The 12,873-nt window shown below is 42.9% G+C and carries 9 protein-coding genes; 2 read left to right on the forward strand and 7 right to left on the reverse strand.

From position 1 onward, the window contains the following. Positions 1-2: 2 nt before the first annotated feature. The 5 genes from THEIN_RS11160 to THEIN_RS11185 all read right to left on the reverse strand — a co-directional run bounded on the left by THEIN_RS11160 (position 3) and on the right by THEIN_RS11185 (position 8,803). On the reverse strand, positions 3-755 hold the full coding sequence (locus tag THEIN_RS11160; RefSeq protein ID WP_013908772.1) for a hydrogenase iron-sulfur subunit: 753 nt from the start codon (positions 753-755) through the stop codon (positions 3-5). A 26-nt stretch (positions 756-781) separates the two neighbouring features. Continuing rightward, positions 782-3,847, reverse strand: a complete 3,066-nt coding sequence (locus THEIN_RS11165; protein ID WP_013908773.1) for a CoB--CoM heterodisulfide reductase iron-sulfur subunit A family protein — start codon at positions 3,845-3,847, stop codon at positions 782-784. Positions 3,848-3,863: 16 nt separating this feature from the next. Further along, the gene (gene cooS, locus THEIN_RS11175) at positions 3,864-5,888 is read right to left on the reverse strand and encodes an anaerobic carbon-monoxide dehydrogenase catalytic subunit (RefSeq protein WP_013908774.1); all 2,025 of its coding nucleotides are present in this window, start codon (positions 5,886-5,888) and stop codon (positions 3,864-3,866) included. 69 nt (positions 5,889-5,957) lie between these two features. Continuing rightward, positions 5,958-6,860: a bifunctional methylenetetrahydrofolate dehydrogenase/methenyltetrahydrofolate cyclohydrolase FolD gene (folD, locus tag THEIN_RS11180; protein ID WP_013908775.1), complete on the reverse strand. Its 903-nt coding sequence runs from the start codon at positions 6,858-6,860 to the stop codon at positions 5,958-5,960. A 179-nt stretch (positions 6,861-7,039) separates the two neighbouring features. Beyond that, positions 7,040-8,803, reverse strand: coding sequence for a formate--tetrahydrofolate ligase (locus THEIN_RS11185; protein WP_013908776.1), 1,764 nt, complete (start codon positions 8,801-8,803; stop codon positions 7,040-7,042). Positions 8,804-9,224: 421 nt separating this feature from the next. Between THEIN_RS11185 and THEIN_RS11190 the strand changes: the two genes are divergently transcribed. Both THEIN_RS11190 and THEIN_RS11195 read left to right on the forward strand, forming a co-directional pair. Continuing rightward, complete coding sequence (locus THEIN_RS11190; RefSeq protein ID WP_013908777.1) at positions 9,225-9,551, forward strand: PilZ domain-containing protein; 327 nt, start codon at positions 9,225-9,227, stop codon at positions 9,549-9,551. 369 nt (positions 9,552-9,920) lie between these two features. Continuing rightward, a complete protein-coding gene (locus THEIN_RS11195; RefSeq protein ID WP_013908778.1) occupies positions 9,921-10,703 on the forward strand; it encodes a C-GCAxxG-C-C family protein in 783 nt (260 codons plus the stop codon). Positions 10,704-10,752: 49 nt separating this feature from the next. On the opposite strand, the gene THEIN_RS11200 is transcribed toward THEIN_RS11195, so the two are convergent. Beyond that, positions 10,753-11,394: a class I SAM-dependent methyltransferase gene (locus THEIN_RS11200; protein ID WP_013908779.1), complete on the reverse strand. Its 642-nt coding sequence runs from the start codon at positions 11,392-11,394 to the stop codon at positions 10,753-10,755. Positions 11,395-11,447: 53 nt separating this feature from the next. Next, positions 11,448-12,860: a type I glutamate--ammonia ligase gene (gene glnA / locus THEIN_RS11205; RefSeq protein ID WP_013908780.1), complete on the reverse strand. Its 1,413-nt coding sequence runs from the start codon at positions 12,858-12,860 to the stop codon at positions 11,448-11,450. Positions 12,861-12,873: the final 13 nt, after the last annotated feature.

The following is a 12,873-nucleotide window of genomic DNA, read 5'->3' on the forward strand; positions in this document are numbered from 1 at the left end:
TTCTATCTCCTGGGCTCCAGAGTATCTCCCTTTCTTTCAATCTTACCCTTCTTCTGCAACGTCTCAAGGATATTAACGATATCATCAGAGGTTGCGCCTGTTTTTTTAAGTAAAGTATCAACAGAAATAGGCCCTTTTGAAAGAAGATCTTTGACTTCTTCTTCAAAAAGAATTTTCTTCATAACAGGCACGACTTTTTCTTCTATTTTCTGGCTAATGTTTTCAGGGCTATAGTCGCCAAGCTTTTTAATCTGTCTCGCCACATTGCCAAGCGCTGTACGAAAACGCGCATTTTTAGCCACTTTACAGGCGGCATTAAGTCTGAAATTAAGGGTCTCTTTATCAAGCCCTTCGGGCTCGCCAAGAGGTCCAAGCTCTTTTATCTGTTCGTTAAACTTGGTAAGAAGCTGCACAAAGAGAAGGGCCTCTGCCGCTGAAGCCCACTCAAGGTCAAGTCGCTCAATTTTAAGACCTACCAAGTCCAAAAGCCTTCTAACGGCCTCAACCTGCACCATGGCCTCGTAATTGCCAGTCTGATAATGACATTCTCCCAGGTGGCAACCGCCGACGAGCACACCATCAGCCCCGGCACGAAAAGCCTCTAGGATAAAGAGCGGATCAATCCGCCCTGTACACATAACCCTTATTACCCGGTTGTTAGGGGGATATTTATATCTTGCGACACCTGCCGCGTCTGCTGCCCCGTAACATCACCAGTGGCATAAAAAAGATATTATCCTGGGTTCAAAACTCATAACCCAACTCTCTCCTAAACTATTTTTTAAGCAGCCTCTTCAGAGGCCTCCTCATGAGATTCTTCTACAAATTTGCCAAAAGCCTCTATCTGAGCAAGAATGGCCTCGTCTGAAAAACCTCCCATCTCAATGGCAAACACTGGACAATGCGAGGCACACACTCCACAACCTTTACAAGATGCCGTAATAACCCTGGCCTTTTTGCGTTTGCCTTCTTTTATCATTTCAATAGACCCATACGGACAAAGCTCTACACAAATACTACAACCAATACATTTCTCAGTTATAACCCTAGCTACAATGGGTGGTACTTCCACATAACCGCTAGCCATGGGTTCCACCGCTTTAGCCGCTGCTGCCCGAGCCTGAGCAAGCGTTTCTTCAAGGGGTTTAGGCCCATGAGCCAGTCCACACACATAAATACCGTCAACGGCAAGCTCAACCGGCATCAACTTTACGTGCGCCTCAAGGAAAAAACCGTCTTTAGTAAGAGGGGCCTTAATTATCTTTGAAAGATCTTCGTTTTCTCCAGGAGCAATACCTACAGAAAGGACTAAAACGTCAGCAGGAATAAGCAAATCCTCACCTAAAAGAGAATCATAATGTTTGACGTAAAGTCTGTCTCCTTTTTTGGCCAGCTCGGGTCTTTTATCAGGAGAAAAACGCAAGAATATCACTCCAGCCTCGCGTGCTTCGCGATAAGCATCTTCATAAAAGCCATAAGTCCTCATGTTACCGTATAAAATGTAAATATCTTTTTCGGGAAAACGCTTCTTCAGGCGAAGGGCATTCTTTACTGCCTGCTGGCAGCAAACTTTACTACAATAATTGAGATCCTCACCGCGAGAGCCCACACACTGAATCATGACAATACTTTGGGCCTTAATAATTTTTTCTGCCCGCCCGGCCAGTTCAGCCTCAAGGTCAAGCTGGGTAATAACGTTTTCTTCTTGCCCAAGACCCCATAGAGAAGGCCTATGCTCCTTACCACCAGTGGCTAAAATTACCACTCCATGATTTACAATATCTGAACCCTTTTTATTCTTTAACGTGGAAGTGAAGTTACCAACGTAACCAGAGATGTTTTCTACAGTAGTCTCTTTATAAACTTTTATGCGCTCGTGACTCTCCACCTGTTTTACAAGATTGGCCAGTATTTCTTGTGGATCTTCACCAGAAATGAGACCTGTTAAACGACGAAGATTGCCCCCTAATTCTTTTTCGCGCTCTACCAGATAAACTTCATAGCCCTGTTCCGCCACCGAGAGCGCAGCCTGAAGCCCTGCAGGGCCACCACCTATTACTAAAGCCGAAGGCGTTACTTTAACTTTTTGAGTTTCAAGGGGCTTAAGCCGCAAAGCCTTGGCTACGGCCATTCTTACCTGGTCTTTAGCTTTTAGGGTAGCTTTTTCAGGATCAAAGTAATGCACCCAGGAACACTGGTCACGAATATTGGCCATTTCAATAAGAGCGGGATTGAGCCCCGCTTCTTTCAAAGTCTCTTGAAAAAGAGGTTCATGGGTTTTAGGGGTGCAGGCAGCAATCACTATGCGGTTCAAACGATATTCTTTTATTTTCTTAATTAAATCATTAAGGGCATCTTGAGCACAGGAATAAAGGACATCTTCAGTGTACACCACTCCAGGAAGAGTTGAGGCATAACGGGCTACTTCTTTAACATCTACTACGCCTCCAATGTTTACTCCGCAGTGGCATACAAAGACCCCCACCCTTGGCTCTTCACTTTGAAGTTCTTTATCTTCTGGAGGAAATTCTTTGGTTATACTGTCTTTTCCCCTGGCCTCGGCCAGTATTTCGGAACATCTGGCGGCTACCCCGTGAGCCTGAACCACGCTCTCTGGAATATCTTTTGGCCCCTGAAAAGCACCAGCTACCAATATTCCAGGAACATTAGTTTCAATAGATGCCGAAGTTTTAGTTTTGGCAAAATCGTAGTGGTTAAGCTCTATTCCCAAGATAGAAGCCAATTTGCGGGCATCTTTAGGAGCATCGAGTCCAACCGATAAAACTACCATGTCGTAAAGTTCGCGGTGACTTTTCCCATCGTCAGTAACGTAAGTGAGGGCTAGCTTCCTTCCTACCTGATCTATCCTGGGAACACGGGCGTAAATTATACCGAAACCGTATTTTTCAACAGCCCGGTTAAAGGCATCGTCAAAACCTTTTCCCTGTGTCCTGATATCCATAAAAAAGAGGTCTATTTCTGCTTCTGGCAAATGTTCCTTAACTATTGAGGCCTCTTTCATGGCGTACATACAACAAACCGAAGAACAATAACCATTCCCGCAAGTAACATCACGTGAGCCAATACATTGCAAGAACGCAATCTTATGGGGATGGGTAAAGTCTGAGGGCCTTATAATTTCACCTTCAGTAGGCCCTGAAGCACAGGTCATTCTTTCTATCTCCATACTGGTCATAACGTCCGGGTATTTCCCATAACCATATTTTTCAAGTACTTCGCGAGGAATCTGGCCAAAACCCAGCGCTAAAACCACTGCTCCTACCTCAAGTTCGCGTTCTTCTGGTTTCTGATCAAAGTCAATAGCATTAGGCCCGCAAACGTTAGCACAAAGCTGACAATGTTCATGGTTAAGCCTTATACAGGTCTTAGGATCAATGTAATAAGTAGTTGGTACAGCCTGAGGATAATCAATCCTGATGGCCTTGGTAAAAACAAGGCCTTCATTGTATTCATCTATAGCCTCCTTCGGGCAATAAGTAGTACAAAGTCCGCAAGCTGTACACTTTTGCGGATCCACATACCGCGGCTCAATCAGAAGCTTGGCCTTAAAATGGCCAGCCTCTCCAGAAAGTTCTTTAAGTTCAGCAAGCGTTATGATTTCTATATTCGGAGACCGCCCGGCCTCCACCAGCTTCGGCGCCAGTATTCAGATGCTGCAGTCATTGGTGGGGAAGGTTTTATCAAGCTGAGCCATAACCCCACCAATGGAGGCCTTCTTTTCTACTAAATAGACATAAAACCCAAGGCCTGCTAAATCTAGTGCAGCCTGAACACCGGTAATGCCTCCACCAATAACCATAACCTTGCCACTTTTGGCTTTCCCCATACTGAAAACCCCAACTTTATTGAGTTTGCTCTTCTGGTTCTACCCTTAAATGGGTAGGCCCAAAACAGCCGAGACCATGAAACGGAGAAATAGTCGGTGCTCCTAAAGCCCGCCTCATGGCCATGTCGTAAAGTACTCTTGGCTTAGGTTTATCAATACCTAAGTTTTCTCGTTTTTTGCGAATATGGTCAATCATTATAGAAACAAATTCACTGGCGTTTCTCGCAATACGCCAGGAAGCGCCAAACATTTGGTTAAAATCTTCTCGCAGATAATTAGTGGCTATTTTACTGTTTTCTGTAGGAAAAGTTGGTCCAAAAACTACAGTTGTCCCGCTGCCTACAAAATAGTTACCTATAGCTATAGCCTTTTCACTCATCCATTCTGGAGCAGAACCTACTACCGGAAGTTCGTCTATATCGTCACCTAGGCCGCCCGTGTGAACCATTTCCGTCAAAGCAATAAGAATACGAGAGTTGTCTACACAAGACCCCATATGAAGCACTGGTGGACAGCCAATAGCTTCAAGTACCTCTCTATAACTTTCACCAGCGAGATCGAGCGCATCAGGAGAAAGTAAACCATCGCGCCCAATGGCTGAAGCAGCACAACCGGTAACCACTACCAGCACATTATTGGCTATAAGTTCTTTGGCTATTTCTATGTGTAATTTTTCTTTGACGCGAAAATTATCACACCCTATAATGGCCGCTACACCTAAGATTCTTCCGTTTATGATGTTTTCATTAAGAGGCTTATAGGATGCTCTAAAACGCCCTCCTAGCATGTAAAGAATGGTTTCGTGGCTAAAACCCGCCACTACGTCCATTTTTTTCTTGGGGATATAGACGTCTTTTTTATCGCGCTTAGGAAAACGTGCTATAGCTTCTCTCAAAATATTTTTGGCTGATTCAATAGGCTTGTGGTGGTCAAAAGCTATATGAATAGCACCTTCTATTTTGGCCTTATCGCTGGTAGTTATAATGGCCGTGTGATAAGCCTCCGCTACAGTGGTAACATTTTGCATAATACATTGCACGTCAACTACCATGGCCTCAACCGCCCCGGTAGCTAGGGCAATTTCCTGCTGGACAAAACTTCCAGCTATAGGTATTCCGCGTCTCATTAAAACTTCATTTCCAGTACAACAAATACCGGCTAAATTTATGCCCTTAGCGCCGACTTTTTGGGCTTCTTTAATCATTTCTGGAAGTTGAGCGGCAATAGCCAAAGCTTCAGCTACTTCAGGTTCGTGACCGTGAACAGTAATGTTAACCATGTCTTCTTTCAAAACACCAAGATTTACCACTGACTTAATAGGCTGAGGGATACCAAAAAGGATATCCTGTAGTTCAGTAGCAAGCATTGAGCCTCCCCAGCCATCAGCCAGGGCACAACGGATAGAGGCCTTTAAAAGGCTACGATAATCCTGGTCAACTCCCACTGTGGTACGATGAATTAGTTCTACTACTTCTCTGTCGACACCTCTTGATTCAACTCCCAGTTCACGCCACTTTTCCTGACGTTTTTCTGGTGCTCTACTGAGAAAGGCTAATCTTCCATGCTGTTTGCCAAATTCTTCAAGGGCTTTAACGGCTACCTCTTTAGCCAGTTCCTTGATAGGCTTTTTGCGATCAAGCCCTAAGTAATGGGCCACCATACGAAGTTTGGCTTTTTCTTTTATTTCAAAATCTTCAGCCTCATTGTGAACTACAGAGTAAAAGGCTTCTGCTATGCCTCTACCGTGGTCAGAGTGAGTAGCGGTGCCTGCGGCTACCATACGACAGAAATTCCTGGCCGCTACGGTGGAAGCGGTAGCACCACAAACACCTCGCATTTCTTCTACGCCTTCTATTATCTGGCAAGGCCCCATGTGACATACGTTGCAACAGGTACCACCTTTACCAAATAAACAGGGCTTCATGCCCCTCTTATTTACTCGCTCTGGAGCAGTTAGGACTTTTCCTTTGATGCGCTCATAAACATCCTGATTGATAAGACATTTTCCACAGTCTTGTCTGGCCTTTAGCCGAGGCTCCATCTAGCTAGTCCCCCCGATTATTTTCTTCAATTTTACTGATTTTATCATAATTTTAAAATCATATCAATTCTAACCAACTTCGTTTGGAAGCCCTGCCCACATCTTGGCTGATTCTACGGTGTTTTTCATGAGCATGGTAATAGTCATAGGCCCAACGCCCCCTGGCACCGGGGTAATAGCGGCAGCCTTTTCTTTTACGGAATCAAAATCAACATCACCACAAAGAATGGCTTTGCCTTCTGGCGTGGTGCCAATACGGTTTACACCAACATCAATAACCACCACTCCTTCTTTTACCATATCCCCGGTAATGACCTTAGGCCGGCCAGCGGCTACTATCAGTATGTCAGCACGTTTAGTATGAAAAAGCATATCCCTAGTACCAGTATGACACACCGTGACCGTAGCGTTACCTACCGGTTTTCTCTTTTGCATCAGAAGGATTGCCACAGGTTTGCCTACAATATTGCTTCTCCCAACAACTACCACTTCGGCCCCTGAAACTTCTACATCAGCTCTAGCAAGCATCTCAAGGATTCCCGCCGGGGTACAGGGAATAAAGCAGGGCTCACCAATGACCATTTTGCCGACGTTTACCGGATGAAAACCATCAACATCTTTGCGTGGATCTATGGCATAAATCACTTTTTGCTCGGAAATGTGTTTGGGCAAAGGAAGCTGCACTAAAATGCCGTGAATTGATGGGTCTTCATTATATTTTTTTATAAGGTTGAGGAGATTTTCCTCAGATACATCTTCGGGTAAATTCTCTTGTACTGAATGAAACCCGAGGTCGTGGGCAGTGCGCTGCTTGGCGGTAACATAAGACACCGAAGCTGGATTCTCTCCTACTAAGATAGTAACCAACCCTGGTGTAACTCCGTGTTTTTCTTTGAGTTCCTGAACCTCTTTTTTAAGCTCGTTGCGAATTTCTTGAGATATTTCTTTCCCGCTTATAATTTTGGCTCCCATTCACACATACCTCCCCTACAATTTGTTTTGGTTTAAAAGCAAAAGATATGCCAAATATTTTGAACAAAAACTAATATTTTTCTGAAAATTTTTGGGGTAAAAATGTTTGATTTTCGTTTCCCTAAAAACATGATGAGGAGAAACACCCCGTAGTGGGGTATTTCTCCTCACAAGAATTATTAAAATAGACCTTTGACTTTACCTGTTTCTACATCGACGTCTATACGGCGGTAAGCCGGGTCAGAACCCGTACCTGGCATAAGGCTAATATCTCCAGCCACAGGAACAATGAAGCCAGAGCCCCGGTAAATGAGAACATCACGTACTCTTAGTTGCCAGCCTTTAGGGACACCTTTTAAGGCCGGATTATCAGAAAGAGAAAGGTGGGTCTTGACCATACAGATGGGCATGCGGCGCAATTCCTCATCGGCCTCAATGAGTTTGATCTTGGCTTCGGCGTCAGGGAGATAAATTACCCCGTCAGCCCCATAAACTTCTTTGGCAATTTTTTCTATACGATCTTTTACGGGTTCATCTAGTTCATAGAGGAAGCGGAAGTTAGTGGGCTCGTTGCAAGCGTCCATGACGGCGTCAGCCAGCTCAAGGGCTCCCTCGCCTCCTTTAAGCCAGTGTTCAGAAACCGCAGCCCTGATACCGTGCTCTTCACAAATCTTTTTCACCAGTTCAATCTCGGCCTTGGAATCAGTATAAAAAGCGTTTATACAGACCACTGGAGTAACACCACTCTTTTTCACGATGTTTACACAGTGAAGCAGGTTTTCACAGCCTTTTTCTACCCATTCCAAGTTCTCTTCAAAATATTCTTTAGGGATGGGACGCCCTGGAAGGGGGATAGGAGCTCCACCATGGCACTTAAGCGCCCTGATAGTAGCCACTACCACTACACAGTCAGGAGTTAGGCCAGAAAGACGGCACTTTATGTTCCAGAACTTTTCATAGCCGATATCGGCGGCAAAGCCAGACTCAGTAACTACATAATCAGCTAACTTAAGGCCAACGTAATCGGCAATAATGGAAGATTGGCCAATGGCTATATTGGCAAAGGGGCCGGCGTGAATCAAAACCGGCTGGCCTTCTATAGTTTGAATCATATTAGGATTTATGGCGTCAACCATCCAGGCACACATAGCCCCGGCTACTTCAAGGTCTTCGGTGGTGATGGGTTTTCCAGAGCGATCAAAAGCAATAACAATTTTACCAATTCTTTCGCGAAAGTCTTTCAAATCTCTGGCTACCGCAAGAATGGCCATAACTTCAGAGGCCACAGCAATCCAAAACTTGCTTTCCATAGGATAGCCGTCTTTTTTACCACCAAGGCCGATAACTATGTGGCGTAAGGCCTGGGCACAGAAGTCAATTACCCAGCCCATCTCCACCCTTTTGGGATCAATATCTAGACGCTTTAAACCTCTTTTGGCCAGAGTTTCGTCGTCATAGTTAAATTCGTGTTGCATACGGGCGGTAAGGGCTACCATGGCCAGATTGTGGGCATTCATAATGGCGTTAATATCACCTGTAAGCCCAAGGGAAAACTTGTCTAAAGGGATTATTTGAGCTAACCCACCACCAGCAGCTGAGCCTTTAATATTCATGGTAGGGCCACCAGAAGGTTGCCTCAAAGCCCCGATAACGTTTTGCTTTCTCTTTCCTAACCCCTCAACTAAACCAATAGAAGTGGTGGACTTTCCTTCTCCCAGTGGAGTTGGAGTTATAGCAGTAACGTCAATGTACTTACCATTTGGCCGATCTTTCAAACGCTCAAGAACTTTTTTGTAATCAATTTTGGCTACGTAATGGCCGTAAGGCAACAATTCTTCCTGTTCAAGACCTAACTCTTCAGCCAGTTGATAAACGGTTTTCATGTGTTTTTCGGCTTCAGCGGCTATTTCCCAATCTTTCATTTTGGTAGGATCTAGCTTCATAAGACCTCCCCCCTTTAGATTTTTTTGAGACCTTTGCAAAATGTTTTGCTTAAGAGACTGTTTCGCCCTTAAAGGCTGCAATGCCACCTGAAAGAGTCATTTGGCAAAGGTCTCATTTTTAACTAAAAAGAAAAACTTATATAATAATTTAATAAATTTGATGAAGGAAAATTTTATTATACAAAAGTTATCCTACAAGAAAAGTTTTTATTCTATTTTTTTGATATAAATTTTTTTGATATTTACGTTTCGATAAAATCAAAAAATTATTTTTGGGAATATTCTGTATATAACCAAATCCTTACAACTAGGTTTATCGCAGGGAAAAAGAGTCATCATGATAATCTCTTCCGAAAATTTAATTTCTACTTGTTAAAGAATAGTTTTTCTTTTTCCGAAAAGTTAAAAAGGAGGTGACGTTATGATTGCTCAACCAAAACCCGAAGAAAAAAGAAGGCACATAAGGATAAGATTAAACGGCTCAAAAGTTATTCTTTCCAATGGCCAAACCGGAGAACTAGCTAATGCCAGTATTAGCGGAATCGGCTTTTGGAAACCTAGAGATTTGGAAATAAATCCTGGAGATAACATTTTCGTTACCATTTTTTATCAAGGCGAGGAAATAACAGGGCAAGCCCGTGTAATTCACGTAAATAATAGATTAGTGGGCTGCGAATGGATCAATTTTAATGATGAAAAACAACGAATGGCTTATTATTCGTGGCTTTTAGAGCCTGAGTTTGAATAATAAAGTGGCACATTGCCCTATTCCAAAACGCCCTAAAAAGTAAAATATTTAATGTGCCTTTGAACTCTCAAAGGTAAGGAATCTTTCATGAATTTTGCAAAAACTTTACAAATTTTTTTAAATATAAGTTTGTATTCACTTAATATTCCAAAAACTGTCAAAAAATTTTCTCCCGGAGACTTTTAACTCCTATATAAAATCAATCAAAAATACAGATTAAAAACACAACTTTTTAAAATCATTATAAAAATACTAGAAAATCCCCAATAAACTTTTTTTAAAGGCCCACAAACTATTTCATTAACCTTGATCAAAATCTTTAGTTTTAGTGTATATAAAATAAGAAAAATTTTTATAAGGGGTGTTTTTATGAGTGATAAAAAATTAACAGCGCTTGGTACTACCAGAAGAGATCTTTTAAAGAGTACAGGAGCTTTACTTTTAGGGCTTACTGCTGGCAAATTGCTGTTACCAGGTAGTCCGGCTCAAGCCAAAGCCATAACTGAAAAATGGCCATGGCCTTATGAAAAACTTGACCCTGTTGAAACAGCAGAATTGGCGTATCGTGGATGGTATAAGCTCTTTTGCGGTGGTTCGGTAGTATGTAGTATTTTTTCTCAATTACGTAAAAAAGTAGGAGGCCCGTATAATCTTGTTCCTATTGAAGCCTTTATCTTCGCCGAAGGTGGCGTGGCTGGCTGGGGAACCATATGTGGTTCTCTTTTAGGCGCAAATGTAGTTACTAATTTTATTTTAGGGCCAAGAACAGCTGGAACTCATCTTGGAGCACTTATGGGTAGCGAAATAATGGACTGGTATTGTGAGGCTGAAATGCCTGTATATGTCCCTAAAAACCCCAAAGTTGATCCCAAAAAAATACCTCACACCGTTAGTGACTCGCCATTGTGTCACATATCTGTTGGAAAATGGATGAAAAAGGCCAATAAATCCTTAAAAAGTCCGGAAAGAAGAGATCGTTGTGCCAGAGTAACTGCCAGTGTTGCTTATCATCTTGTAGTACTACTAAATAAATGGAAAGATGGAAAATATGAACCTGAAGGCGAATTTCCTTCTGGTGAATATGGCATTCCAGCTCAGCATAACTGTGACGGATGTCACGGAGACGATGTCCCTGAACCGCCAGAATCTTAAGTTTAATAGTTAGAACATAAAAAGAGGTAGTTTTGGGCTAGGCCTGAAACTACCTCTTTTCAAATAAAACAGCCCAAAAGCCAGCCTTATTATCTAAACCTTTATGAGGTTTTTCGTGTGAAGGCTTAATTGAAGGAAAATTAAAAAGAGTAGAAAAACCTTTTAAAAAAGAAAATCCATGCCTTTCAAAAAGATTTAAAACTTCATCTCCTCTTCTAAAACGGGCAAATTTATAAAGAGGATGCCCTGCCTGAGCCTTTTCTTGGTAAAATTTGCCTAAAGGAGACTCCGCAGGAACAAAACCTAAAAAAAGTTTTCCTTTTGGTTGAAGGATTCTATAACATTCCCGCAGAGCCTTTTCTGGTTCAGCCAAAAAACAAAAGGTAAAAAATAATCCACATGAAGCTATGCTTTCACTTTTAAAAGGAAGAGCCTCGGCTAAACCAGCTACCACTTTTATTCCTTTCTCCTGCGCTTTTGAAAGCATTTCTAATGAAGGATCTAGGCCAAAATTAAAGCCAAGGGCCTTGGCAAAGGCACCTGTACCTACACCTATTTCCAGAGAGGGATACGCAGGTTTCCCTAAAAGCTTTAAGGCTTCAAGCTCAGAACAAAACAGAGGATTTTTTTCATACCATTGATCGTATTCTTGGGCAACTTGCCCAAAACTCTGGCTAATTTTGCGCCACATCAAGAAAAATTTAACAGAATAAAAGGGAGGGGATAACCCCCTCCCCTTCTAATTTAGATATCAAAATAGAGGAAGAACTCGTAAGGATGCGGACGTAGACGTACCTGGTCAGCTTCATTTTCGCGCTTATACTCAATCCATTTGCTAATAAGGTCTTCAGTAAAGACATCGCCTTTCATCAAGAACTCATGGTCTTCTTCAAGGGCCTGAAGAGCCTCTTCTAGAGTAGCAGGGGTGGTTGGGATATCCTTCAACTCCTCTGGTGGGAGGCTGTAAAGGTCCTTATCCATGGGTTCACCAGGATCAATGCGGTTTTCAATACCATCAAGAGCAGCCATAAGCATAGCAGCAAAGGCAAGATAGCCGTTACAAGACGGATCAGGGGTACGGAATTCAATACGCTTGGCCTTGGGGCTTGGGCTATACATGGGAATACGAATAGCCGCTGAACGGTTTCGGCTGGAGTAACAGAGGTTAACCGGTGCTTCGAAACCAGGAGTCAAACGTTTATAAGAGTTAGTGGTGGGGTTGGTAAAGGCGCACACTGCCTTACAGTGTTTAAGGATACCACCAATGGCGTAAAGGGCAGTTTCAGAAAGACCGGCATAACGATCACCAGCAAAAAGCGGGGTATCACCCTTCCAAATACTCATGTGGGTATGCATACCAGAACCATTGTCCTCAAAAAGAGGTTTGGGCATAAAGGTAACGGTTTTACCGTGTTTGTAAGCTACGTTTTTGAGAACATACTTGAACCACATTAGCTGGTCACCCATTTTGAGAAGCGGGGCAAAGCGCATGTCAATCTCGGCTTGACCAGCAGTAGCTACTTCGTGGTGCTGACATTCTACCTTGATTCCAATCTGCTGAAGCACCATAACCATTTCGGTACGGAGATCCTGAAACTTATCAGACGGAGGCACTGGGAAATAACCTTCTTTGTGACGAGGTTTATAACCAAGGTTAGGACATTCTTCTCTACCTGTATTCCAAGTACCTTCTATAGAATCTACAAAATAGAAGGAGTAGTTAGAACCGGTGTCATAACGAATGTCATCAAAGATAAAGAATTCCGCTTCAGGGCCAAAATAGGCAACATCACCTAAACCAGTGCTCTTGAGGTACTCTTCTGCCTTCTGGGCCACATAACGCGGGTCACGGCTGTAAGGTTCTTTGGTAATAGGATCATAAACATTACAAAGCAATACTAAAGTAGGAACTTCAAAGAAAGGATCCATTACCGCGGTGTTGGGGTCGGGAATAATTATCATGTCACTTTCGTGGATTTCCTGCCAACCACGAATAGAAGACCCGTCAAAACCATAACCAGCTTCAAAGCTTTCTTCTGTCAACTCTTCAATGGGCACGGAAAAGTGCTGCCACATACCTGGAAAGTCAGTAAACCTCAGGTCAACCATTTTAGCGCCATTTTTTTTGGCAAATTCAAGAACTTCTTTGGGTGTCATAGAAACCTCCTTT

This window comes from Thermodesulfatator indicus DSM 15286 (assembly GCF_000217795.1).
Lineage (GTDB): Bacteria > Desulfobacterota > Thermodesulfobacteria > Thermodesulfobacteriales > Thermodesulfatatoraceae > Thermodesulfatator > Thermodesulfatator indicus.

What these genes read in the sequence shown, in the direction of transcription:
- THEIN_RS11190 (WP_013908777.1), top strand. Translation starts at nt 9,225, where the DNA reads ATGATTGCTCAACCAAAACCCGAAGAAAAAAGAAGGCACATAAGGATA.
- THEIN_RS11200 (WP_013908779.1), bottom strand. Translation starts at nt 11,394, where the DNA reads ATGTGGCGCAAAATTAGCCAGAGTTTTGGGCAAGTTGCCCAAGAATAC.
- THEIN_RS11195 (WP_013908778.1), top strand. Translation starts at nt 9,921, where the DNA reads ATGAGTGATAAAAAATTAACAGCGCTTGGTACTACCAGAAGAGATCTT.
- THEIN_RS11185 (WP_013908776.1), bottom strand. Translation starts at nt 8,803, where the DNA reads ATGAAGCTAGATCCTACCAAAATGAAAGATTGGGAAATAGCCGCTGAA.
- glnA (WP_013908780.1), bottom strand. Translation starts at nt 12,860, where the DNA reads ATGACACCCAAAGAAGTTCTTGAATTTGCCAAAAAAAATGGCGCTAAA.
- folD (WP_013908775.1), bottom strand. Translation starts at nt 6,860, where the DNA reads ATGGGAGCCAAAATTATAAGCGGGAAAGAAATATCTCAAGAAATTCGC.
- cooS (WP_013908774.1), bottom strand. Translation starts at nt 5,888, where the DNA reads ATGGAGCCTCGGCTAAAGGCCAGACAAGACTGTGGAAAATGTCTTATC.